The 24,675-nt window shown below is 66.9% G+C and carries 18 protein-coding genes; 15 read left to right on the top strand and 3 right to left on the bottom strand.

The features are described 5' to 3' along the window. Positions 1 to 5: 5 nt before the first annotated feature. From fxlM to AMK25_RS05550, 3 genes are all read left to right on the top strand, one after another. Positions 6 to 2,087 (top strand): methyltransferase, FxLD system, encoded by a 2,082-nt coding sequence (fxlM, locus tag AMK25_RS05560; RefSeq protein ID WP_073827128.1) that lies wholly within the window; start codon positions 6 to 8, stop codon positions 2,085 to 2,087. A 132-nt stretch (positions 2,088 to 2,219) separates the two neighbouring features. Then, positions 2,220 to 3,305, top strand: coding sequence for a hypothetical protein (locus tag AMK25_RS05555; protein WP_073827127.1), 1,086 nt, complete (start codon positions 2,220 to 2,222; stop codon positions 3,303 to 3,305). Between the two features lie 263 nt (positions 3,306 to 3,568). After that, entirely contained in the window at positions 3,569 to 4,006 is a 438-nt protein-coding gene (locus AMK25_RS05550; protein WP_241826251.1) for a hypothetical protein, read from the top strand. 672 nt (positions 4,007 to 4,678) lie between these two features. Here AMK25_RS05550 and AMK25_RS05545 read toward each other — a convergent pair. Next, positions 4,679 to 7,621 carry a tetratricopeptide repeat protein gene (locus AMK25_RS05545; RefSeq protein WP_158070658.1) on the bottom strand — a complete coding sequence of 981 codons (2,943 nt, stop codon included), beginning with the start codon at positions 7,619 to 7,621 and terminating at the stop codon, positions 4,679 to 4,681. A 518-nt stretch (positions 7,622 to 8,139) separates the two neighbouring features. Here AMK25_RS05545 and AMK25_RS05540 point away from each other — a divergent pair. The 12 genes from AMK25_RS05540 to AMK25_RS05485 all read left to right on the top strand — a co-directional run bounded on the left by AMK25_RS05540 (position 8,140) and on the right by AMK25_RS05485 (position 20,531). Continuing rightward, positions 8,140 to 8,631 carry a hypothetical protein gene (locus AMK25_RS05540; protein ID WP_073827125.1) on the top strand — a complete coding sequence of 164 codons (492 nt, stop codon included), beginning with the start codon at positions 8,140 to 8,142 and terminating at the stop codon, positions 8,629 to 8,631. Positions 8,632 to 8,869: 238 nt separating this feature from the next. Continuing rightward, positions 8,870 to 10,870, top strand: coding sequence for a KAP family P-loop NTPase fold protein (locus tag AMK25_RS05535; RefSeq protein ID WP_073827124.1), 2,001 nt, complete (start codon positions 8,870 to 8,872; stop codon positions 10,868 to 10,870). Then, entirely contained in the window at positions 10,870 to 11,586 is a 717-nt protein-coding gene (locus tag AMK25_RS05530; RefSeq protein ID WP_073827123.1) for a hypothetical protein, read from the top strand. Before AMK25_RS05535 ends, AMK25_RS05530 begins: the two co-directional genes overlap by 1 nt. 1 nt (position 11,587) lies before the next feature. Then, entirely contained in the window at positions 11,588 to 12,925 is a 1,338-nt protein-coding gene (gene qatC, locus AMK25_RS05525) for a Qat anti-phage system QueC-like protein QatC (protein WP_198937451.1), read from the top strand. Next, positions 12,922 to 13,659 carry a TatD family hydrolase gene (locus AMK25_RS05520; protein ID WP_073827122.1) on the top strand — a complete coding sequence of 246 codons (738 nt, stop codon included), beginning with the start codon at positions 12,922 to 12,924 and terminating at the stop codon, positions 13,657 to 13,659. The genes qatC and AMK25_RS05520 overlap by 4 nt, the downstream gene beginning before the upstream one ends. Positions 13,660 to 14,016: 357 nt before the next feature. After that, entirely contained in the window at positions 14,017 to 15,033 is a 1,017-nt protein-coding gene (locus AMK25_RS05515) for a DUF4238 domain-containing protein (RefSeq protein WP_073827121.1), read from the top strand. A 262-nt stretch (positions 15,034 to 15,295) separates the two neighbouring features. Further along, on the top strand, positions 15,296 to 15,580 hold the full coding sequence (locus AMK25_RS32615; RefSeq protein WP_241826250.1) for a hypothetical protein: 285 nt from the start codon (positions 15,296 to 15,298) through the stop codon (positions 15,578 to 15,580). Positions 15,581 to 16,106: 526 nt separating this feature from the next. Continuing rightward, positions 16,107 to 16,526 (top strand): hypothetical protein, encoded by a 420-nt coding sequence (locus tag AMK25_RS31790; RefSeq protein WP_143194683.1) that lies wholly within the window; start codon positions 16,107 to 16,109, stop codon positions 16,524 to 16,526. Continuing rightward, positions 16,519 to 17,076: a hypothetical protein gene (locus tag AMK25_RS31785; RefSeq protein WP_143194682.1), complete on the top strand. Its 558-nt coding sequence runs from the start codon at positions 16,519 to 16,521 to the stop codon at positions 17,074 to 17,076. Before AMK25_RS31790 ends, AMK25_RS31785 begins: the two co-directional genes overlap by 8 nt. Positions 17,077 to 17,769: 693 nt before the next feature. Further along, complete coding sequence (locus AMK25_RS05495) at positions 17,770 to 18,579, top strand: hypothetical protein (protein ID WP_073827118.1); 810 nt, start codon at positions 17,770 to 17,772, stop codon at positions 18,577 to 18,579. 54 nt (positions 18,580 to 18,633) lie between these two features. Further along, entirely contained in the window at positions 18,634 to 19,362 is a 729-nt protein-coding gene (locus AMK25_RS05490) for a TIGR02391 family protein (RefSeq protein WP_083664631.1), read from the top strand. A gap of 149 nt (positions 19,363 to 19,511) precedes the next feature. Beyond that, complete coding sequence (locus AMK25_RS05485; protein ID WP_143194681.1) at positions 19,512 to 20,531, top strand: hypothetical protein; 1,020 nt, start codon at positions 19,512 to 19,514, stop codon at positions 20,529 to 20,531. A gap of 284 nt (positions 20,532 to 20,815) precedes the next feature. Here the strand turns inward: AMK25_RS05485 and AMK25_RS05480 are convergent, their stop codons facing one another. Further along, positions 20,816 to 22,507: a GNAT family N-acetyltransferase gene (locus tag AMK25_RS05480; RefSeq protein ID WP_073827116.1), complete on the bottom strand. Its 1,692-nt coding sequence runs from the start codon at positions 22,505 to 22,507 to the stop codon at positions 20,816 to 20,818. Between the two features lie 219 nt (positions 22,508 to 22,726). Next, positions 22,727 to 24,577: a hypothetical protein gene (locus AMK25_RS05475; protein ID WP_073827115.1), complete on the bottom strand. Its 1,851-nt coding sequence runs from the start codon at positions 24,575 to 24,577 to the stop codon at positions 22,727 to 22,729. Positions 24,578 to 24,675: the final 98 nt, after the last annotated feature.

Here is a 24,675-nt window from a genome sequence, read left to right as displayed (position 1 = left end):
ACCTCATGGACCTCGATCCCGAAGCCGATACTGAGGCCCCACCAGGCGTCGCGCCGGTCAGCCGGTGGCGCCAGGTCAATCTGAGCTTCGCGAGCTGGCGAGCCGCTGAGGAGTACGCCGCGACCCGGCTCGCCCCGGCGCTCGCCGTCGCCGAGGACGACGGTGTGACCGCCGCGTTCTGGTTCATCCGCAAGACCGAGACGTGGAGACTGCGACTGCTGCCCGGAGGCCAGCTCAACCGGTTCTACTGGCTGCTCGCCGACATCACCGCCGACGACCGCATCCGAGATGTCGTCGAGCCGGTCTACCGGCCCGAGGCGTACGCCTTCGGCGGCGACCACGCGATGACGATCGCTCACACCCTGTTCCACGCCGACAGCCGCCACATCCTCGGACACCTCGCCGCCGGCGGCGATCACCGACGAGAGCTCGGCGTGCTGCTGGCCACCCGCCTCATGCGCGCCGCCGGCCTGGAATTCTCTGAACAAGGCGATGTCTGGCACCAGGTCGCTGCCCGCCGGCACCAACCGCAGGCACCCACGCCCAGCCCCGGGCTGATCGCCGCCATGCAGCGCCTCCTCACCGCCGCCGACGACGCGCCGCGCAGCCCATTGAGCGCAACCCCGCAGTGGTCGAGGGCTCACGAGCAGGCGGGCCGAGACCTCGGGTTCCTCGACCGGCACGGCACACTGACCCGCGACCTACGCGGCGTGCTGACCCACCACATCCTGTTTCTGTTCAACCGGCTCGGCATTTCCGCGGCCGACGCGCGGCACTTGGCCACAGCCGCCGTGCACGTCACCTTCCACACGTCCACCATCCCGCCCGGCTACCACCTCGCCGGCACGACCGACAGTAGGGTAAAAGCGGTGAAAAACTCCCCAGCCGATCCTGCGGACTTCAGCGCAGCCGAACTGCGCGAGCAGCTCGTCACCACCCTCAAACAGCGCGGTCACCTCCGCTCCGCCCGTGTCGAGCAGGCGTTCCGGACGGTGCCCCGCGAGCGGTTCCTTCCCGGCGTCGATCTGGAGACGGTCTACACCCGCCGCCAGATCGTCACCAAACGCGACCCCACAGGCGCCGCGCTGTCGTCGGCGTCAAGTCCCAGCCTCGTCGCGGACATGCTCGAACAGCTCGACCCGCAACCCGGGGACCACATTCTGGAGATCGGTGCGGCCACCGGCATCAACGCCGCCCTCCTCGCGGAACTGACCAACCCCGTTGGCACGGTCGTCACCATCGAACTCGATCAGGACCTCGCCGACGGCGCCCGCGCCGGCCTCGACCGCGCCGGCTACGACACCGTCAAGGTGATCTGCGGCGACGGAGCCCTCGGCCACCCCGAATCCGCGCCCTACCAGCGGATCATCGTCACCGCCGGCGCGTGGGACATCTCCGCGGCCTGGTGGGACCAACTCGCCGAGCGAGGTCGCCTGGTCGTGCCCCTGCGCGTGCACGAAAGCGGTCTGACCCGATGCTTCGCCTTCGACCGCGCCGACCCCACCACCCTGGTCAGCACCACGGCACCGCTGGTCTGCGGGTTCGTGCCCCTGCGCGGCGCGGCCGAGCACACCGACCAGCACGTCCGCCTCGACACCGATGCGGCCCTCAAACTCGACGCCAACGACCAACCCGACCGCGCGGCCCTCGCCCGCGCCCTTAGCCACCCTCGCTACGAACGCTGGACCGGTATCCAGGTCACCGACGACGACCCCATCGGCCACCTCGACCTGTGGCTCCTCGTCAACGCCAGCAAACCCTTCGGCCGCCTCCGCGCAGGCGACACCGCCCGCACCAGCGGACTGCTCACCCCCGCCTACCGGTGGGCCGGAGCCGCCATCTACGACAGCGGCACCATCGCCTACCTCGCCTTCCAACAGTCCAGCGACGGCCACCACGAACTCGGCGCCATCGCCAACGGCCCAGACGCCGACAAACTCGCCGCGGAACTGACCGACCTGCTCGACCAATGGGACAGTGCGGGCCGCCCGAATCAGCCCATCGTCACCGCCCACCGCACCGGAACCCGACCGGTCCAGACCGGCGACATCAGCCGACCCGACACCATCCTCACGATCTCCTTCTGACCGTGCGCCTCCGGGAAGGGTGGCCCCGCCCCGGAGGCCCGAAGGGAGCGCGGCAAGCGTGCGAAGCGTCACCGCAGGCATCCATACCCTGTCTCGCCCGTGGGGCGGCCACCTCAGCAGATGAGGACAACCATGCCCCCGTCCTTCACCCCTAGCATCGCCACCCGTTTCCCCCTCGTCGCCCGCAGACGCCCGCCAGCCAAACCGCTCGACGCACGGGTCACACGCCTCGCCGGGCTCGCCGAGACCGCCCACCGCGAACACGACCCGGAGAAGGCGTCGATGGTGTTCAACGGCGCCGCTCTCGTCGCCTCCGACTGTGCAGACGCAGAACTCGCCGAACTCTGGTGCCACCATCACGCGCGCCTCTACCTCAACCGCGCCCCCCTCAACGGATACACCGCCCGCTTCGCCCTTGAACCAGTCGTCAATCTCGCCCGCCTCCGCATCCGCGTCGGCGACGGAGAAACGGCGCACCAGCTACTCACCGCGCTCTACCACGCGGTCGCCAACAGCGAACCAATCGTCATCGGAGAGTTGGAGATACATCCTCGGCAGCTCCCCGTACAGGTCGAGGAACGCCAGGAGATCACCAGCTGGCTCCGCAACATCCTGCTCTCCGATGGAACCCGCGCGCTCACCGCCGGCGGGCGGTGGGCCGACGCGGTGAAACATGTCCAACGCTACGACGGGATCGGGGCCACTCTGCACGACGGGCGACAGATCGCCGTCGTAGCCCACCTCATCCACGGCAACACCCGCACAGCTACCGCCATCCTCAACCGCACCACGATCGAGCACCCGTGGGAGGAACTGGTACGCGATCTCCTACACGCCTGGAGCGCAACCACCGTCGGCGATCGAAGCCGAGCCGACCACAGAGAACTGATCGACCGAGCATCAACTATGGCCACCGGTCCCGGGCTCTCGCTATTTCGCACCCGACTAGTCCTCACCGCCCTCGACCTTTCCCCCGACCTTTGCACAGCCGCTGCAACGGCGGTGATCGATCACATGGCCGCAGACGTTTTCCAGGAGCAGGACGCCAACGCCGCGCGTGAACTCCTCAAAGGTCCAGGCGTTGGTCCTGAATACCACGGCCCGCTGAGGCAGATGATCAGCGCGAGCGGCCTCGGCCTTGGACGACTTCCGGACTCGGCCCGCCGGACCCTGTCATCGGCGCTCGCCCTCGCCGGAACCGCGATTCACAGCACCTAAACCGCCCTTTGAATCCTACTTCCGCGCGGAAAACCCGATAAGTCGATTTCACGTCCGCGCGACGGTGAGGCGCGGCGGCAGCCAGGCGCTCGCGGCCTTCCAAAAGGGCGACGGACGGGTCGGCCGGGGACCTCCCACGAGGCGACCGGGCCAGGCGCTTTTTGTCACATGCGCCCGATATCGTCGCCGCGAATCCGCATCCTTCGACGCCCGTTCGCGGAGGTCGACCATGGCTGGTTCTGCGCTCGACACCGTACCTGCCGATGACGCCAGCGCTCGGCTCGTCGACCAACTCCTCGCCGACCAATGGATCACCTCACCGGCGGGTCCGGGCGGCGTTTCACCTGGTGCCCCGACATCTGTTCGCCGCCGACGGCATCAGCCTCGACGTCGCCTACGCCAACGACGTAATCATCACCAGCCGCGGCCCGGACGGGCGCGCGACGAGTTCGATCTCCGAGCCGTGGCTTCAAGCCGCCATGTTGCACGCCGCTCACCTTCAGCTCGGCGCCCGGGTTCTGGAGGTCGGCTCCGGTGGCTACAACGCCGCGCTGATCGCCGACATTTTCGGACCAGGCGGCACCGTCGCCACCGTCGACATCGACGCCGCCGTCATCGACCGCGCCCGCACCACCTTGGACCGTGTCGGCTACCGGCAGGTGACGAGCAGGATGGTCTACGCGGTCATGCGCCGGCGGTGACGCCAGACCTTCATGACTACCGCGAGACGCCGTTACGGGAGCGGTGCCTGGGCGATGGCCCACAGAATGACAATTATGTGCAAAGGATGCCCTGCGATAAGGATCATCTTGAATCACCAGCGAAAGCTGGCCAAGAGGACTGAAAGAGTGCGATGGCCGCAGAGGCGGACCGGGCACGGTGCGACTTCCTGCCCCAGAGCATCTGATCCGTAGTCCGATTCATCGATGATTCGACAAATTGTCCAGCTCAGTCCAACCGCGGTGCACCCAGTCTGAACAGGTCCCCGCAGGTGCGGGATTCCAGCGACACCTACCGATGTCACGGATGGCGTCTCAATCCACACCGGTTCTCATGAATCCGTGCCTGCACTCCGACGCCCGAGCACCCACGGAGCACCCACGGCCCGCACAACCTCCGCCGGACCACATCGCCTGAAGGTTCTGCCTCGATGCGGTGGTGTATCGCGGCGAGCCGCGGCATGAAGCCCGAAACCATCGCCGGGATCTCGGCGATCTCGCTGCTCTGGTGCCTGATCACTCGGCCCGCCGGCATCACAGCACCCGATCGCTGAATGCGTCGAGGACTGCGGCGCAGCCGGTGCCAGCCGCAGTGATGGCGGGTCTAGCCAGCCGACTGACGCCGCAACGCAACAGGGTCTCAGGGCTCGACGGTCAGGCCGGGCGTCCGCCTATCGCGCCTCGGAGTTGGTCGAGGAACTCGTGGGTGGCCTTCGTGTGTGGGTGTTCCGCGCCGAGGGCGATGGTCCGTCCGGTGAGTGTGTTCTGCAGCCACCCGACGGCGTCATCCGGGTATCCGGCATACGCGAGCCACTCACCGAAGTTGTGCATGCTGTTTAACGTTTCGGGAGCAAAATGGCCGAGAATGCGCTCACTCTCATCGATGAGATCCATCCAGGCGTTCGCCGCCTCGTCCGCGTCCATCTCGAGAGACACGCCGAGCAGATAGTTATTGCGCGCGGTTAATGTTTGCGGATGGTCCGAGCCCATTATCCGCACATGGTCAGCCTGCACGGCATTAAGCTCTTCGGCCGCTTCCCGAATCTCTCCGGTCGCTCGGAGTGCTTGGGCGAGGTTGCTTCGAGTCGCGAGTGTGTCGGGATCGTCGGGGCCGAACTTCTGCAAACGTGCGCTGAGTACACGTCGCAGAAGTGGGATGGCCGCCCTCGGTTTACCGCATGCCATGATCCAGCGAGCGTGCGAACCCTGCGCAGTGAGCGTGTCCCGGTGGTCCGGGCCGAAGAATTCGAGCAGGTCGGCGGCCAGCTGGGCGAACATCATGCGGGCCTTCTCGTGCTCCCCGACCTTCCCGTACATTCCGGCAATGTGCCCCCGTGCGTCGAGCGTGTGGATGTTTCGCGGCCCGAAAACCCGCTCGCAGTCGACCAGAATCTGCTTCATCTCTTGGACGCCTCGGGCCAGGGCACCCGCGTTAGCTCGGCAGATGGCTAGGTTGGCGCGAGCCACGATGGTGCCAGGGTCGTCGGGTCCTTTGTGGCGCTCGAAGTCATCGACGAGCTCCTCGTGGATCGCGATGGCGCTGAGGGGATCTCCGGCTGCTGCCCGCCATCGGGCGGCAAGACCGCGGATCTCCAAGATTGTCGGAGGATGGGGCGGCAGATGCTGCATCGCTGAGGCCAGCAGATCGTCGAAGTACTCGGCGGCACCCAGCGGATCTCCGCGTTCGCCTTGACGGACGCCGGCCAGGATCAGTACCGGGTGCACGACTGATCCGATGAGCTCGCCGTGGTCATGACGCCGCAGCGCGTCGACGTTGGCCCGCATCGTCAGGGCGAGTTCCGAACCATGCCCGCCGTTGAGCCAGTACTCAAGCAGCAGATCAGCCGCCGCCCAGACCACCGACGAATGACGGTCGACGTCGAGTTCCTCGCGGGTGACACGCTGCACGAGTGCATGGACCCGGGCGATGTCACCGTCGTGGCGCAGCAGGCTCAGCCGGTGCAGCGTCAACAGCCCGTCCTGAAGTGTGTCGATGTCGATCGACGTGAGGGCACCAGTAGTCCCGACATCCGAGTGCACCGCGTAGGAAAGCCAATTGCGGGCAGCGTGCCCGGTCACGAGGCCGGCCAGGATGCTGTCGGAGTCCAGAACACTGAGCAGCTCCATCAACGGCCGGGCGACACCGGCCGGCGGAAGCCGATCTGCGACGTCCATTGACAGTGACCAAGTGGTTGCGACCGTGTGACGGTGCTCGTCGGGTAGCGCGTCCGGTTCGGGGAGCAGTTCGATCAGGCTCCTGCGTCGGTCCGCGAATCGGTGCCGGTACTGGCTGCACCGTAGCTGCCGATCAAGCATGAACGCTGCGGCCTGAGCAAGTGCGAGCGGCAGTCTTTGCAGGTCGTCGACAACGCCGTCGATGTCGTCAGCGAGGGCATGGCGTTGCTGGAGTGCCGACCGCAAGTAGTCGACTGCCTGTTCGGCGCTGAAGACATCTACGTCGACGATCCGTCGCTGGGATCCGGTAAGGGCGGCGTCACGACGTCTGGTCGTGACGGCGACTTTTCCGGCAGGTCCTCGCGGCCAGAGACCGCGTAGGTCGGCGGTCGTCTGCAGATCATCGAGAACGACAATCCATCCATCCTGGGTGGTTGCCAGCCAGGCGAGGAACCGCTCGGCTGCTAGTTCGACACTGTCCTGCGGGCCAAGCACCTCACGAGCTGCCTCCGCGTAGGTCGTCAGTACCTGGTCCCGAGACGACGCGGTCACCCAGACGATCACGGCAGAGTCCGGGCCGTAGGCGCGGACGAAGTCTGCGGCGAGTTGTGTCTTACCGACGCCACCTAGACCCGTTAGGACAACTGTCTCCCCGGGGCGGACATCATCGTACAACCCGCCACGCGGCTGAAATGACGCCGCGAGGGCAGGCACGAGTCCGACACGGCGTGGTACCGCAACCCGTTGGCCCACAGGGCGCTGTGTCACCGCGGCCGCTGGATCCGAGCCGTGCGGCTCGGGAGAAAGTGCGCGCGTCAGGGTAGCGGTAAGGGCCTGGGCTGTCTCCTGGCCGCAGAAGCGTCCGACCCATGCCCGCCCGAAGAAGTCGTCGACCAGAAGCGGCTGGTCCTTCAAAAGCGTGGAGATTTCCTGCAGACCCCACGGGACGAAGGCAATCCTGAGCCCGGCCAACCGTTCGGTCTGCTCTCGGATCGTGGTGTCGAACTTCTTGTCCCGAAGATCGAATGATGTGGCGAAGTAGAAGGTCACCGTCCGATCGGCCCATTCACCCTTCAACAGGTCATCGACAGCCTTCCTAATCTTGGCGGGGGTCAGCGACCTAACCCTGCGGGACTGCAGGGCGATGTAGTCCCGACCGCCATTCCCATCCGGAGTCAGGTCCATCGGGAGCCGGGCGTAGGCATCGATCCCCGCTTGGGCCTGCCCTCGAACGCCAAAAAGCTTGACGAACTGCAGCGGCTGGACCGTATCCAACAGCCTGACAAACAGACGCTCGGCGTCAGCCCACTGCAGGTCACCTATCGGCAGCACCTGAGCCCGGGTATCAAGCGGCGGCGCCGGAAGGGGTCCTGCAGGGGCAGCGGCCCACGAGAGCGCCTCGGCCCGGTTCGCAACCTTCACCTCGTCAGCGTGAACCATATCGGCCTTCCCTCGGCGTGGCTTGTCGATGGCCCCGACTCTGTCGGGTACCGACCAGCCGCTGGCCAATCTGCCGCATCATGCCCGGAATAACAACGCCTTGGCGACCCTGCCAGATACCGCGTTCAGGGTAACTACCTCTTCGCCCACCGGTGCAAGTGCGTCGATCGACGCCAACGTCACCACCACGTGCTTATACATGCTGAAACGGACGACCGCTCTGCTGCGCAGGGGGATGACGGGAGCGGGTTCCAATCTTCCGCAGCTGGCGATTGACCATGCAGGACGTGCTGTGCTGGTCCTGTTCCGAGCATGCTGGTCAGGTTCCGAACATCCGAGCACCAACGGAGCACCACCACGGCTGGTAACCACCGGCGCGAAGACCCTTACTGGTCGTCGCTGCGAACGCGTACCGAGCGCCGGACGGCAGCGGTCGACGAGCCTCCGTGAGACGTTCACGTTCCGAGGCTAGTTGATCGCCTGCTGTAGATTGCAGTGTCGTGCTTCTCGTGGCAGCGAATCCGGAGCCCGTCGCGCAGCCCACGTTCTGGGAGAACGTCGTCTGCATTCTGTTCTTCTCGTCGGCAGGCGTGCTGTACGTCTGCTATTACTTCGGCTTCAGGATCGACGCCAAGTGTCTCGTCCTCACCAAGACCACACACAAGCCCTGCATGAAGGACGGCAAGGTCCTCGTGGGCTGCCCGAAGCACAAGCGACAGAAGATCGTGGCCTGGGTTCGCCATCTCGGCGCTGCAAGTTGGCTGGATCCTTGGCTTCACCGGATACACATCGTTCCGCCGTCGTTCGCGGCTGTGCCGTCACCTCCGACGCCGGCAGCCGTCCAGGAGGTTGCGTCGCCGGTGGTGACCCAGACGCCTGGCAGACGGATGGCGTTCGAAGCCCGTATCGCGTTGTGGGCGTTGGGCTTTGGCGCCCTCCAGGCGGTCACGGCCCTTGTCGCGCTCGCTGTCGATGTCGCCGCTGGCAAGTAGCGGCTGGCCCTTCCCGGGTTCGCGGCTCCACCCGCATCACGCTACTGGCCTCGGAACGCCTCATGGAGGCCGCCACGGGTGGAGCAGGACATCCGATAGGTGGCCGCCGTGCCGGGCCGGTGGCGGGGCGTCACCCGATCGGCGCGGTTGCCGCTGGCAGGTACCGTGTTCTTGCGCCGCGCCGAGCTGCGTCGCGCCAGAGCGGGTGGGTTGCAGACGTCGTACGGGGGCGGTCGCCATGTGGTCGGACAACGAGACCGACGTGGATTTGCTGGGCTTCGAGTTCCTGCTCGACAGCCTGCTCGTCGTCCTGTCGGAGCCGAAGCTGCTCCCGCTGACCGTCGGGGTGCTCGGCGACTGGGGGTCGGGCAAGAGCAGTCTGATGAAGCAGGCATGCGCCGAGCTCGCCGCCGATCCCGGGCAGGACGCCGGCGAGAAGCGGCGCTACGTATGTGTGCCGTTCAGCCCGTGGCGCTACGAGGACTACGAAGACGTCAAGGTCTCGCTGATGTCCACGGTCTTGAGTCAGCTCGCGGCGGCGGTTCCGGAGCAAGAGGAAGAGCAGGAGGAGATCGGGCGGTTGCGGGCGTTGGCTCGCAAGCTGCGCCGGCCGGCTCGCCGGGTGGCCCGCGGGGGGATAGGGCTGATTCCGGGCTCCGTTCCGCTCGTGGCGGGGACGCTGGATCCGAGCATGGATCCGCAGGTGTTGCAGTTGATGCAACAGGCGGCGCAGGCGGGCGCGGCGGCGGCGGCCCAGCGCCTCGAGGACAGCCCCGCCCCGGCGGCCAACGCGGGCGCGGCGGCGGCCGCGGAGCCGATCACGGAGGTCGACGACTTCCGTGACCGCTTCGCCGCGTTGATGGAGGCCCTCGAGGACGAAGTCGCAGCGGTCGTGGTGTTCATCGACGACCTCGACCGCTGCCTGCCCGAAACGGTCGTGGACACCTTCGAGGCAATCCGGTTGCTGCTGGGCGCGCCTCGTACGGCGTTCGTGCTCGCCGCGCACCCGCAGATCGTCGCGGTCGCTATCGACGCCCGATACCCGGAGCTGCGCGACGACCAACGCGCCTCAGGAATCGGCGCGCAGTACCTCGAGAAGATGCTCCAGCAGAAGATCACCGTGCCCGCGCTCGCGATCCCCGAGGCGGTCACCTACGTCAACCTGCTCCTGGCCGAACTACACCTGGGTGACGACGAGTTCGGGGCGGTACGCGAGCACGTCGTTGCGCAGCGGGCGACGAACATGCTCGAAGTAATCTTCGACCTGGGAACGCTGGCCGACCTCAAGATCGACGCGCCGCCGGAGTTGGTGACCGATCTGCAGTGGGCGGCGCAGATCGCGCCGGTGTTGGCAGGAGGCTCGCGACGCAACCCGCGCCAGCTCAAGCAGTTCCTCAACACGTTGCAGCTTCGGCGCTTGAGCGCGGGCCGGCGCAAGGTGAGCCTCGACGCGTCGATCCTGGCCAAGTTGATGCTCCTGGAGGACCAGCAGTTTCCGCAGTTCCAGCAGTTGTTCGACTGGCAGGTCACCGCCCGGGGGGCGTCATGCCCCCAGTTGGCGGCAGCTGAGCAACTGGTCTTCTCCGAGGGAGATAACGACTCCGATCCGCAGCAGGATCCGCCCGCAACCGACCCAAGCGGGGCCGCCGAGGCTCCGGCCAAGGCCCGCAAGAAGGCCAAGCCCGCCGCGGTGAAGCCCGTCGACGAGACGGTGCGGCAATGGGCCGACAAGCCGGAGATACAGGCGTGGTTGCAGCTGCCCCCGCGCCTGGGAGCGGTGGACCTTCGCCCGTACTTCACCTATTCCCGTGACAGGCTGAGCCTGGACGTGGTGACACTCGGGCGTCTCAGCGGCCGTCAGCAGCGGCTGCTGCAACATCTGCTCGGCGCAACAGGGCTGCGCCGAGCAGCTCTGGAGAAACTGAAGACCGCGCCGCAGGCCGACCACGACGCCGTGATCGAAGCGCTCGCCCGCGAGTTGCTGACCACCCCTGAGAAGGCGTTCACCGCGGTGTGCGAGGCCATGGAGAAACTGCCGGGCTCGCGCGACGCGCTGTTCGCCGCGCTCGGCCGGCTTCCCGTCACTGCGGTGCCAGCCCAGCAGGTTGCCACGGTCGCTGCGCGTCTTCCCGCCGACGATCCGCGGACCGATGCGCTGCTGACCAGCTGGCACAACGCCGACCGGGCGGATCTGACCGGCATGGTCGCGCTCGTGCGTAAAGCCCGAGCTTCGCGCTGATGGGAACCTCGACCGACCGCACCGGCGGCAGCGGCGGAGCATGGACGCCGCTGAAACACGCCGCGACCTCGCTCATGCAGGCAGCCGACTCGGGCCGGCGCAGCCCGACTGCTCTGCGCCGGGTCTTGGCTCGTCACGTCGCCGTTCTCGGCGGCGTCACCGGCGCGGTCGCCGGGGCCAGAGCTGGACGTGTCGGGGCCCAACGCCTCGGTGCGGTACTCGCCGGGATCGGCGGTGCCGGCCTCGGTGAGGCCCTGGACGCTCAAGGCCTCAGCGACCTCGTCGGAGCCGACCGGCTCACGGTCCTGGACGCCTTGGCCAGTTACGTCGCCGGAGACGGCGCCGACCTTGACAGCCAAGCCGCCCGCGACGCGATGTTCGACGTGCTCGCTGAGCTGTTCCCGGACGCCGACAGCTGGGCCGAACTCGACGCCGTGGGCCTGGACGCCGACCACGTTCGGGACCTGCTCGAACTGTTCCTCGCCCGCTACATCTACAACCGCATCCCGGTGATCGCCGAGCGTCTCGCCCGCCTCGACGACCCCGTCAAGACCCAGCAGGCCGAGCAGGACCTGCAGCAGATGGTGCACAGCTTCGTGCACCTCGGCATGCCCTCAGACGCCCTGCAGGTCGATTGGGCCGGACCGCAGGGACGCGCCATCATCGACGAAACGCTGCGCACCGTCTACGAGGCGCTCGACATGCTGGAGAGCTGAGATGCCCACCGCGACGGTGCGGATGCGCATCCGCACAGCGCTGACCGAGCCGGTGCCCGACGGCGTGCACCGCCTGCTGGACTGGGCACCAGGCAGCCGGACGGCGACCATCGAGTTCACGACCGCCTTCTTCGACGGCTGGACACCCACCCGCGCCGGCATCGACCTGTTGCGCTTCGCCGCCGGGGTCTACTGCGGCGACCGGACAGTCCAGCGCCGAACCCAACGTGACGGCTGGACCCGGAGCATGCGCGTCGACGTGCCGGTCACCGACCCAGCCCTGTGGGGCGAAGCCGGATGGGCGCAAACACTCGGCTTCCTAACCGGTGACCAGTGGGACATCCGGGCCCGCCGCAACCGTGCCCCCGCGCCCACGGCCGCCGGCCTCCAGATCGACGCTGTCTCACTATTCTCCGGCGGCCTCGACTCGCTGTGCGGGGTGATCGACCTGCTCGAAGAAGACCCCAACCGGCGACTGCTACTCGTTGGTCACCACGAAGGCGGGCAAGCCTCCACCGCCCAGCGCAACCTCTACAAAATGCTGGAAGAGACCTACGGCGAGCGCGTCCACCTGCGCCGACTGTTCTGCCGACCGGCCCCGCCCGACGAACAGCAAGCTCAACCACTACCCGGCCACCACGAACGCACCACCCGATCCCGGTCGCTGCTGTTCATCTCCGCCGCCCTCGCCGCCGCATCAGCCACCGGCCCGACAATCCCGGTCTTCGTACCAGAAAACGGGTGGATCGGGCTGAACGTACCCCTGACCAGGGCACGCACCGGCTCGGCAAGCACCCGCACCACCCACCCGCACTTGATGACCCTGCTCTCCGAGTCCTGCCGGCGCAGCGGAATCGACAACCCGATCATCAACCCCTACCGGCTACAGACCAAGGGCGAAATGATGAGGAACTGCCGCAACCGGCGTCTACTCGCCCAACTCGCCTCCTTGAGCGTCTCCTGCTCCCACCCCGAGACCCCACGCTGGCGCGAACGCCCCCAAGGCAACTGCGGCTACTGCCTACCCTGCCTCGTCCGCCGCGCCGCCCTGGCCCGCATCCACCGCGACGACGCCGCCACGTACTCCTGGGACGCCCTGCACGACGACAGCCTCCTGCACCCCGACCGCCGCACCGGCGCCGACCTACGAGCACTTGTCCACGGCGTCAACCCCAGCCGCGACGACCTGAACCTGCTGCGCAACTCTCCACTCCCGGCAGGCGAACACCAGCAACACCTGCAGCTATGGCGACGCGGTGCCGCAGAGATCCGCGCATGGCTCGCCAACGCCGACGGTGCTCTCGCAGAGTTGACCACCACCTCCTGGGGAAGCCGATGACCGATCAGCTGCTCGACACCCACTGTCATATCGATGCCTACGCCAACCCCAGTACTGTGCTCGCCGCTGCTGCCGCCGCCGAGGTGCAGGTGGTGGCCGTCACCAACAGCCCCGACGACTACCGACGCATGACGACGCTGCTACCGCGCACCGGCGCCGCCCGTGCCGCCCTCGGTCTGCACCCGCTCCACGCCCACCGGCTCGGCATGAGCGGCGTCCTGCGCTTCAGCCGCCACGCCGCCACCGCCGCCTGGATCGGTGAAGTAGGCCTCGATTTCTCCCCAGCCGGACGCGATACCCGCGACATCCAGCTGCAAGTATTCGACGCCCTGTTGGCCCTGCCGCAACTACGAGACCGCCCAGTCACCGTCCACACTCGCGGAGCCGACCGGATCGCCGTGCAACGCCTCACCGACGCGAAAATCCGGGCGGTCCTGCACTGGTACACCGGCCCGTTAGGCATCGCCGACGACGCCTTGGCCGCCGGTCTGTTCTTCTCCATCAACCCCGCCATGCTTCGAAGCGTCAAGGGACGCACCCTGCTAGCCCGTCTACCTCGAGACCGCGTGCTGTGCGAAACCGACGGCCCCTACACCAGACACGACGGCCAACCGTCGCAACCCGCTGACCTCCCAACACTTGTCGGTGACCTTGCGGAACACTGGGGCCTCGACAATGAGCAGGCAAGGTGCCAACTGCTCGCGAACCAGAGCTTCATCACCGGCACGAAGTAGGTCGCACGGCCTCTGATGGTGCCCGGACCCAGCACGACCGCCGTCATGTAGGCCTAGCGGTAGAGCAGCACATCCGGCGCTGGACGTCGGCCTCAACTACGGTAGGACGGCACGAGTCGGGTGCCCTGAGCGACAGGAGCGGTCAGCATGCCGGTGATGGCGTACGCGAGGAACACTTATCCGAGTGTCCACATGCAGCACATGCCGACTTCAGATGCCCCTGCCGGAGGCAAGTATGGTTCGGACGGATCGGCCTAGTCACGGCACTCTTCACGGGTCGACCGCCGCGCCAGTTCATCTTGGCGCAAGTTGGCGCTCCTCTGTCTCCTCTCGACCGACGAAAAGAATGACAAAGCAATGACTTCCGAGGAGCCTGGGAGACTGAAACCGCGTCTCGGCGAACGTGCGGATGCCGACGCGGCGCAAGTTCCGGGCAGCCGACCCGAAGGTCTCGTCCGAAAACAACACGTCGTTTCACAGGTACTCCTGCGGCAGTTCACCGAACCCGACCAGAACGGCGGGAGGGTGCTGAGATCCTGCAATCTAGAGTCGGGCAGATGGCGCACCAAAGGCACCAGCGTGTGTGGATACTTTGAACACTGGATGCCGGTGTTGTCGGTGTCAATTGAGAAGCTTTGGCAAGAGGTAGAGGTGAAGCTTCGCCATGCGGTCGCCATTGTTGAAGCCGGCGCGGTATTCGACGAACACGATGCGTTAGACATAGTCCGAGACGCTGTCGCCCTTCACCATATTCGCAGCATCCACATGCGGACCGTGGCCCAACGAGCGGCTCGTGAGGTATACCTGAAACTTCGGGGTCGCGCGGTGGACCTACACTCAAACGCCCTTACGGGGACGGCCCGTCATAACGGTGGCCACACTCCAAGGTCCCGCGCCGATCTCGAGGAAATGATCGACGAGCAGGTGAGGCAACGCGGCTTCCCCGAGGTCGACCTTATATTTCGCCACAAGATGGAGGGCACCTACGAACAGGTGAAGGCGATTTTCCGCGATGCCTCAGTTCAGATTCTGGAGCCGCCCGGCAGTCGCGAGTTTCTCATCGCCGATGTGCCTGTCTGCGGCTACCGCTTTGGAAGCAACCAGCTGGGCCCACTAGATGGACTTGGCTTGTATCACACCGGCCACTTCACTATGCCACTTTCGCCCAAGTATGCGACTAGACTTGCGATAAGCAAGCTATCGGGCTATTACCGGCTTAGCGGCACCGAATCCGATAAGGTAAATGCGCGACAGATCCAGCATGCCTATCGCGAGCTATACCTACGTCCGGGCTCCACGACTGAAGAGTTCGTGATGCGAAACATGGCCGCTTGGCGGAAGCCCGCAGCGATTTCCCCCCTCAGTATTGTTTGAGCGTTGATGGCCGCCAACCTCCGCAGCACCAAGCTCTTCAAGGAGCGGCTCGCCCAGCTTGAGGAGGAGACGAACCGACTCGGGGTGGTCTTCGCGCCGCACGAAGCGGCGGACCTCTTGGCGGAGCGCGTCGTCTTCACCGCCGCCCAGCTCGGCATCACCGGCATCACTGAACGCACCGCGCTAGAGCTACATCACCCCGCACAACATCTCGCTGCTGGCGAAGGTTCTCGGCGAGCACGCCGCCACCTACCGCGACGTGATGGCCGAAGCCGAGCCGGTCACCATCACCGTGCCAGACGCGGGACGGGTGATCGCCGCACTCGGCATGGTATGCAAACTGGCCACGGGCCAGATCGAGAAGGATCCCGCCGACGCCGCCGGTCTCCTCATCGATGCCGCAGACGCGATCGTCGGAGTCGGCGCGGAGATCAGGACCGACAAAGGCGACGAGCCGGTGACCATCAGCGGAAGAACGCTGGTGTACTCACGTTCGGTCCTCGCGCGTGCCATCGGGCGACTCACGACTGGCATCTGGGAGTGCTAGTGCCGAGAGGCGCACCGGCCCGGCGGGCGTCCCTGCACTCTGGTGCAACGGCTCCCGGCCGACCTCAACGTCGTCGGTGGCTGGCCGCGCCCAACGAACGGCCGGGCAACCAGCGGTAGACCCCTGAACGGCGACACGTCCCGGCGACGATGGCTATTGCGTTAGCGGTTCGACGGACACGTTAAGCCGCGTTGGCGGCTCAGGTCAGATCGCCTGGGTCAACTCGGTGAACGCTGCGGCGGTTTGCGCTGAGCTGCCACCTCGCCTAGTGACCATTCATGTCAGGCTGGAACTTATGGACGGCGATTACCGCGACCTCGACGCATCACCCAGCGAGCGGGAGCTGCAGGTCTTGCACCTGCTCGCGACGCAGAGACGCAAACTGGAATTTCTGGCAGCGTCTCGCTGCACTCATGACGGGCGGCTCCTGGCTGGCGTCTGCCGGCTATCCGACGGCTTGTGGGCCTGGCACTCGGGCAGCCGCCTGTCGCCAACGGCGAGCCGAACGGAGGTAGCGTCCTGGCACTTGGACATGTTCGACAGCGAAGAGTTCACCCCACAGATCTATCGGCAGGCTGATCACCTGGCCGATGAGATTCTGGGCGACGTCCCCCGTTACGAAAAGCCGGCAACGGTCATGCAGGTCTTCGACTGCGACAGCGACGGTGGCGTGCGTGTAGGACGTTGGCGCGGCACCCCCCATGCACTGCAGTTCTTCGCCGGTGGCCTCCCCTTGTTCGAGCACGCCTCGTGTAACTGCCGTCGGTCGTATCAGGTTCAAATGCTGGCGTTGATCCATGCTGGTGTCAGGGCGGATGCCGGCACTCTCCCGCGGGGGATTCATGTAAAGACTCTGCCAGTGGAGTGTGCCAGAAGATCCGCGGGCGTGACTGGCATGGCGTACCTGCTCACCGACAAGGGAGTGGAGGTGACTCTCGATGAGTGATGACCGCGAAGCCGAAGTCCTCGCTCTGATCGCCCAAGGCCGGCAACGTCTGACCCGGCTGGCGGAGAGCCGCTGTGTCAAGGACGGTCGTCTACTGGGCGCCACCTACCGGCTGCCAGACGGCATCTGGGTTTGGTCCGTAGGACGTCGGCAACCGCCCCAAGCAGTACGCCACGAAGCCGTAGCCTTCCATCTCGACGCTATGGACGACTGCTCGACCGACGAAGAAGTCCGGGGCTGCTACGACAGTGCCATCGAGGCCATGGCCTCCGCCACGAGGCAGAAGGCCAGTCCTTCGGTCATGAAGATCGAACCCGTGGGACCCGGACGATGGTCCTACGGACTGACGCGGCCGTTCGCGATGTCGATCGTCAGCGGCCCTAACTTCACCGTCACCGAGGTGTCGTGCGGCTGCAGGCGCCAGTACTACCTGGACGTCTACGCGCTCGCCAAGGCATCTATCGGCCGCAAGAAGGTTGAGACACCGCCCGTCCACGTCCCACTCCAGCCACCCGACCTACCAGAACGGCATGCCCAAGCTTTGCTATAATCGTCCTCGTAGGCTCGAGCGTGCTTCGCCGTTCCCGTGAGATGAGCACCACGGACTAACCCGAATTGGGGATAGTCGTGCATGCTCTCCTACCCGCGCTGCTCATCGGTGTTATAGCGGTCGCGCCTGTCGGAGCCTTCTTGGTGATCGCTCTGGTCTCCCTACACGGCACCACTCCAGCCGACCGGCCGAGGATCCTCCGTGAACTCGCCGCTATGGTCGCTTGGCGTAGGGGGCAGATTCCGACCGATCGGCAGCGCCAGCGGAAGATCCGCTAGCGCCTCGTCATTTCAGTCTAGAACGAAACCTATTTCCACAGCCGATCATGCGGGCTACTCTGGCCGATCAACCGTTTGCAGGAGGGTTTGGTCAATGGCCAAGGGTGCCTTGCGATCGCAGAACCTGGCTCTCCTGCCGCAGGGTGATCGGGTATTGAACAGGGCGGACGCGCTGCCGCTGGCCGCGAGCACAGCGGCGGGTAGCGGTTGGTGGGCCAGGTGCGTGAATTGGCTGGCCGTCCCTGGGCTGGCATCTCGGGGTCAGTCCCCGCATCGGTCTGGCCGAACAGCCGGACGCGTCTGCGCGGTGGGCCTGTCATCGAGCTCGACCAAGAGACGATCGACGGCTTTGCCGCGGTAGAGCTCGTGACCGAGGCCGGGATGTCGGGTCGTCCGGTGTGGTGCGTCGGGGCAGGTGCAGCTGTGGCCCATTCTGCTGTCCATGAGTACGGTCTCCACCCTGCTGTCCGGTGTCGTCGATGTGCTGCCCCAGATCGTCACCGGCGGGTGCACCCTCGGCGCGGCGTGGCTGACCTACCGGTTCGGTGAACGGCAGCGTGCCCGCGACAAGGTCGCGAGCACGAACAAGAAGATCGAGGAGCTGGGCCAGGAGCTGTTCGAGGCGGTAGGCGCCCTGCACCTGGCGCTGAAGGTTTACGTGCCGGCGCACAACTCGTGGCAGCCGAAGCTGATGACGCTGGGCAGTGCGTTCCTCGAGTACATGGCGGCGAAGACCACCAGCGGTCACGCGCTCGGCGCGGCCCAACTCGGCCGGGTGGCAACTGAGGCCAACCAACGGGAGCTGGCCGCCGCGATGGGTCTGCAGGCGCCGCTGCAGCGGGTGCTCGCGGTCGCCGGCCGGGCGGCGATGCTGGACGATGGCGAGGTCCGCGAAGCTGCGTTGAAGCTCGGTCAGGTCGCGGCCGAGTCCGGCCAGGCGTACGGCCAGGACAATCTGTGGCGGCCGAAGAAGGCCAAGGCCGCCCGGGATCAGGCCGACACCGAGCTGTACGAGGCGATGGACGTGCTGTTGACCGCAGTGAAAGCCCATCTGTCCCCAGCGGTCAAGACACCGCGGCGATCGTGGCGTCCGCGGCTGCGCCGCCCGGCCGTGGTCGCACCCGCGGCCGCCGCCATCCAGGCGACAGTGCCGCAGCCACGTGCCGGCGAGCACGACGAACGCGCGACATCGTCGTTGCCTACCAGGCACGCTGACCCGCGATGACCTGAGCTGGTTCTGTCGTCCGGAGGGGACGCTGCACGCTCATAGACTCGCCCAATGGACGCAACCTGGGCTGCCGATCAACTCAATGAATTCGCTCGAGTAATCGACCGGCTGTCTGAATTGGAGATGAGGTCGCGCAGCGACACCCAAGAGGAGCGCGACGACCTTGACCGCGAGGTACGGCGCCTAGAGCCGATCATGCAGCTGGCCGAGAACGCGATCCGACCGGGCTTGGGTGACTACTCGTCGGAGTACGACGAGTGGCGTGCGCGGTGGTGGAACGCACGCAATGCAGCGCTGCAGGCCGCGGGGTTATACCAGTATGGCGAGGAAGCCCGCCGTCGGTTGCGGCCCGACGCACCAGACCTGGTCGCTGACCAGTTCCATCCGTGGGTCTGGGCGGCGGCGCGTCCGTTCTGGGAGAGTGATAACCGGACCGAGGCCGTTTGGGTAGCTGCGCGGGCCGTCAACGGCCGGCTCCAGCAGAAGCTCGGCCGGCACGACCTTGGAGAGACGAGGCTGTGCCGCAGCGCCTTTAGCACCAGCGAGCCCAAGCCGGGTGAGCCTCGGTTGCGCTTCGCTGGTGACCGAACCTCCGATACGTGGAAGAGTCGGCAAGTGGGAGCCGAGGACTTCGGCGTGGGGTGCTTCAGCGGGATCCGTAACCCCGTCGCGCACGAGTCCGACCTTGTCTTGGACGAGCCGGTAGTGCTCGAACAGCTCGCCGCCCTGAGTCTGTTGGCGCGGTGGATCGACGAGTGCGTCGTGGAACACGTGGCCTAGCGGGCGCTGCGACAGCGATGGCGACAATGGGATACAACCGGACCTCCACAACGCCATCCAGGACACGCTGTGGGCGGCCGAACCGGCCCCCGACATCCCTAAACGCCTCCGCCGCGAGATCGCCCGCGACCTCGACTTGGAGCCATACCTTGCCCGGCTACAACCGCTTCAAGGCGATGCTCCATGACCTGTGGGACCTGAGCGCCGACGCCTTCGGCAGTTTCTTCGGCAACGACATCAGCCTCGGCGGCCAGATCGACCAGCACGTGCGACGCAACCCCGGTGACTGGACGGCGGAGGACCTGTTCGAGAAGCTCGGCGCGTTCGACGCCCTCAACAAGCGGTTCGCGCGGTTTCTGGAAGGCCTGGTCTCTGGCGACGGGCTGCTCGACGAGTCCGCACAGCGCACCGTCGTGGATTCGATCAACCTGCGCCTGAACAGGGCCGGGCTACGGCTGAGCGAAACAGGCGAGCGCGACGGCTACCCCGTCTTCCACCTGATGGCGACCCGGGCCCACACCGGTCTCATCAAGAACCTGTTCTTCGCCTCGGTGGGGAAACCAGACCTACGTATCAGCGACCTGCTTGAGAACAACATCGAGAACGTTCGTGACGACCGGGTCCTCATGCACGAGCGGCCGATCGCACCCGCCGACGGCCTGCGCTGGCGCGACCTGGAAACCTGGTGGCAGGAAACTCGGGGACTTGGCGCCGACGAGGCGAAACGAACCCTGTGGCGGCGGCTCACCCAGAGCCTGCCCGCCTCCTCTCCCCCGCAGCGCCACCTGTTCGAGCTCTACCACGAGATTCACGGGGAACGCGTCTACGACCTTCCGGCACTGCTGCCCGAGGTCTGGCTGCACTGGGACCCGCTGCTACTCAAGGAACGCGGCGCCGAAGCGATGGTCAACCTACGGATGGACTTCCTCATGCTGCTGCCCCGCGGTCATCGCATCGTGCTGGAAGTCGACGGCAAACAGCACTACGCGACCGGCCAGCTCGCCGACCCCACCGCGTACGCCACAACCATGCACGCCGACCGGGACCTCAAGCTCGCCCGCTACGACGTCTTCCGCTTCGGCGCGGCCGAACTGACTGACAAACAGCGGGCTAGGACGATACTCGCCTCCTTCTTCACCGACCTGTTCCGCACCTACCACCTCGCCTGAACCTCGCCAGTGGCTGGACCAGGGCCGCGGTTATGGGCCGTCCTGCCAGCCCTGGAGGGCCATCAGCATCGCGCTGCCGGAGCCTGCAGCATTTCGGGGGAGGGGGCATCGTACCCAGACGGAAAGCCTAGGTGCCAAGATCCAGGTGCATCAAAGCACTGACACCTACAGCCTCCATCTAGATCAAGCGCTGGACGCCTTGCACAACTTTGGATTGATTTATCCGCCCCATACCCGGGTCGGACGCCGATTGGCCACTCTCTCCGACCACCTTGCAGCCCCTATCACTGTTGAGATGTGGTGCGGCCAGTTGGAGACTGAGTGGACTTCGCAGGTGGACCAGCTTCGGCGGCTGGGGTCGGAACTTGGTCAAGGCGCACCGGTCCGCCGGGGAGGTGGATCAGGACGTCGCTGGTTGCCTCGTCGACGTCGATCGGGGCGTCACCGATGGCGTCGAGCAGTGCGGTGAGGCGGGGGAAGGCGGTGCTCTGCCGGATCCGGTCGGCGGCGCCGGCGTCGCGGAACGCTCGCAGGGCCATGGCGGCGAGGTTGACGGCGGCGCGCCGGTACTGGGCGTCGTTGCGGGCCAGCAGCGGCCCGCGCAGCAGTCGGTCACGGTGCTCGGGCTGGACCGGCTGGTACTCGATAAGCAGGTCGGCGCGCTGCACGGCGAAACTGGTCCGGCCGTCGTGCAGCGCGTGCCGGTTCTGCTCGGCGAGCCGCCCGATGACCGGGCCTTGTCGCAGTGCCCGGATCTCGGGGACCTGCTCGATTGTCGGATCGACCAGCTTGTCGTGCTCAGGCAGCAGCAGGATGGTGTGTCCGACCAGGGTGGTTTCGCCGTGCCAGCGCGGCTCGTCGGTGGCGTACTGGGTCCTGCTGCCATCGGGGTGATGGATCACCACCCCGACAGGCATGATCTCGGCGTGGATGCCGAACTGCTGGTAGGCGTGCCGTAGCTGGGCACACGCGTCGATACACGCGTTGGCCCGCTGCCCCTCAGCCATCTTGATCCACAGCATGGGCAGGAACTGGATGGCGAGGAACTCCCCGGAGCCCTGCGTCAGCAGTGCCGGCAGGTGGTCGTCGTGCAGGGCCAGGGTGCCTGGGTCGAACTGGGTGTTGCTGCGCCGTGGCGCCGGCACCCGGCCCGGTCGGCGGTTCGCGCCGGCCTTCTGGTGCCGGACGAAGGTGCGCTCCCCCGGATCGGGACGGATTTCGGCGTGCACGCCGAGAACCACCCACGGGTCGAATCCGCTGTCACGCGGCAGCACGTCGAAGCCGTGGCTGCGGTAGAACCGCTCCAGCGCCGAGGTGTCGGCCATCTGCCCGTAGACGACCCTGTAGCCGCAATGGGCGTACACCTGCTGGCAGCGGTACAGCAACGCGCTGCCGATCCCGCGACCGCGCATCGACTCGTCGACCGCGATCGCCTTGATCCGCACCATCCACATCACGCCGGCCATGACCAGCTGGAACAGCTGCTGACCGCTCGCCCCCGCCCGCCGCTGATGCTCGACGAGCTGCTGAATCACACCGTTCGGCGGGTAGGCGAGCACCGCCCCGATGACGCCATGCTGATCGTGCTCGGCCACCAGCACCAGGGTCACCGGCGGCAGCAATCTCCTCGGATCCATGCCCTGCGGACCGGCGAACCTTTCAGCCATGTGTCGCATGAACGTGTCCGGACCGCCGTCCAGGCCTGCCCGCAACGCGGCCCCACCGTCACCGGCGTCCACGCCGTCAACGACTTGGTCTTCGAGATGGACGCCGGCCAGCGCGGTGAGCCGACGCACCGCGGCCATATCCGCGCTGCCGGCCAGCCGCACGCGCACCTGCTCGCTCACCGGCCAGCCGTCGACCAAGTGCTGCCCGGTCAGGTCGGTGACTCTGTCCGCCGAGGCGGACAGCCGCGCTGGCGGGATCGGACGGCGGATCGGTTCCCTGCGCCGCGACCGGCTGCTGCGCTTGCCCACGAGCGAGCTCCCTCCACCACGACAGACTGCCAATCCGTAACCGTACCGTCACCTTATGACGTTCTTCGATACACGGCATGGGCTCCCTGCGGCTGCCTTCGGACTGAAGGGAATAGCGAGCCCGTCCCGCGCGGGCTGCCGGACTGAGGGGCGCCGCACTCGCCGACGCGGGCTACGAGCTGACCAGTCGCCGACCTCGCCGAAGCCCGGGCTCTCATGTCACAGCGTCGGCCAGGGGTCATCGAGTAGCCACTGGCACCACTGAGCAGGGCCTGACATCGCCTCGGCCGGGATGCCCAGTGCTCCCGGGTAGATGCGGTCGTAGGCGGCGCTGATCGTCGCGGCATCGCGCGGAGATGACAGCAGCCACGACGCAGCCGCCTGATACGGCTCCAGGATGGCGTGCAGGCCGCTGTCGGTGATGCGGCCAGTGACCAGCCCGCGGTCGATCAGCGCCCGCCACAGCGATGCAGTGGGGCCGTGGTGGCGGCCGGGGCCCCAGCCGTCGGTGGTAGAGGCACTGAAGACGTCCAGCCTGAGGGGAAGCGGCTCGACCGTCACCTCGGCGGCCACCAACGGCACCCCGAGCAGCCGCAGCGCGTGGGTGCGGTGGGTGCCGTTGACAGTGACCTTATGGAGAGGGCCGGCCGGGCCGAGGTAGCGGGTCAGGTGCACGTGATCGTCGTCGGTGAGAATCTCGGTCAGGGCGCTGGCGGGGTCGTCGGCCGTGAGTAGCTTGCCGATGATCAGCGCTATCTGCGCGGGACGGTGGCCGGCGAAGTCGTTCCACGCGGCGGCGTTGCTGCCGACGATGGTGTTGGTGGGTACCCAGTCGTTCAGAGTGACCGTCCCGGGGTCGTCGTAGCCGCCCGTCGGGTCGGGGGTATATGACGCTCCTCTGACCAGCGGATGCGCCCTGTCGAGCACGGCCGCCTGCGCCCGGATCTTCCCTCCTAGCTGCGTCCGGGCCACCGGCCACTGGGTGCGGCGCTCGCGCAGTACCTCGGCCAGTTGGGCGAGGGTGTCGGTGCTGTCGAGGACGAACTGGTGGATGCCGCCGACCTCGGCCAGGTCGATGTAGTCCATACGCCGGCCGCGGGGCGCAGCTGGCGGGGCCGTCGTCCACGCCACCTGCGGTCTCGCACCAGGTGGCGTGGACAAGCCGGCCAGCAGCTCGCGGACGGCCTCGCCGGAGACCGCGATGCCCGCCGCGTGGCGGCCGTCGTCGCAGACCGCGGTGAAGCCGTTGCTGCCGTGGGTGGTGGCGCTCCACCGCTGCGGAGCCGGTGGGGCCAGGTGCTCGCGGCGCATCAGCACCTCGTACAGGCCGGCGGCCCATGATGCGTCGTCGTCGGGGTGCTCCTCCTGCGCCGGCGCGGGCTGGGGGGAGGTGGCCCGTCGTGGGGCCGGCACGGTCGGCGCCGGAGACGCCGCCGGCTGTGATGGTGGGGCGACGATGACCTGCGGACGTCGTCGGTGCCGGGACAGTGCTGGGATCGACAGCAGGGACCAGCTCAGGGCACAGATGCCGACGGCTACCCACCGGCCAGGGCCTGTGGTTTCGGCGGCAACCATGGCGGCGGTGCCGATCCCGTACAGGGTCCAGCCGATCCGGGCGCCCGCGGAGCGGACCAGGCTGAACAGCAGCAGCATCCCGCCGGCTAGGCACCAGGTCCGCCACAGGGTGGTGCCGTCCACCGGCAGGCCGGCGGCGTGACTGGCTAGATAGTCCCGCACGGGGTCGAGGACGATGCGCGCGTACGCCTGGCCGTGTGCCCAACCGGTCAGGTCGGCGGCGGCCGCCGCGCCCCATTCCACTAGTGTCCGGATCAGCGGCACGACGAGCAGGCCGAGCACCGCGGCGAGCACCAGAACGGCGAACAGCGGTAGCCACCACGGCGGCCAGCCGTCCCGTTCGCGGTCGCGGGCCTGCTGCCACATCGAGTTGGCCAGCGCGGTCAGCGTCTGCCGGGCCTGGGCGGCGGTGGAGCTCGAGGTGGAGTCGGGCGGGCTGGCCTGCCGCGCCGATAGCCGGTCGGTCTGCTGCTCCTGCTGCTCCTCGGTGTCCACGTAACCGCCTTCGCTCCCTGCCCAAGATTCATCGGGGCAAATAGGTGACCACCATGTCACAGGTGTGTCGTGCTGCCAGGCCCCGGCGGGCAAGCCAA

It is taken from the genome of Micromonospora sp. TSRI0369, from assembly GCF_001905625.1.
In the GTDB taxonomy this organism is placed as follows: Bacteria; Actinomycetota; Actinomycetes; order Mycobacteriales; family Micromonosporaceae; genus Micromonospora; species Micromonospora echinospora_A.
The sequence above is the reverse complement of the archived record's forward strand: the minus strand, read 5'-3'. Positions and strand labels throughout refer to the sequence as shown.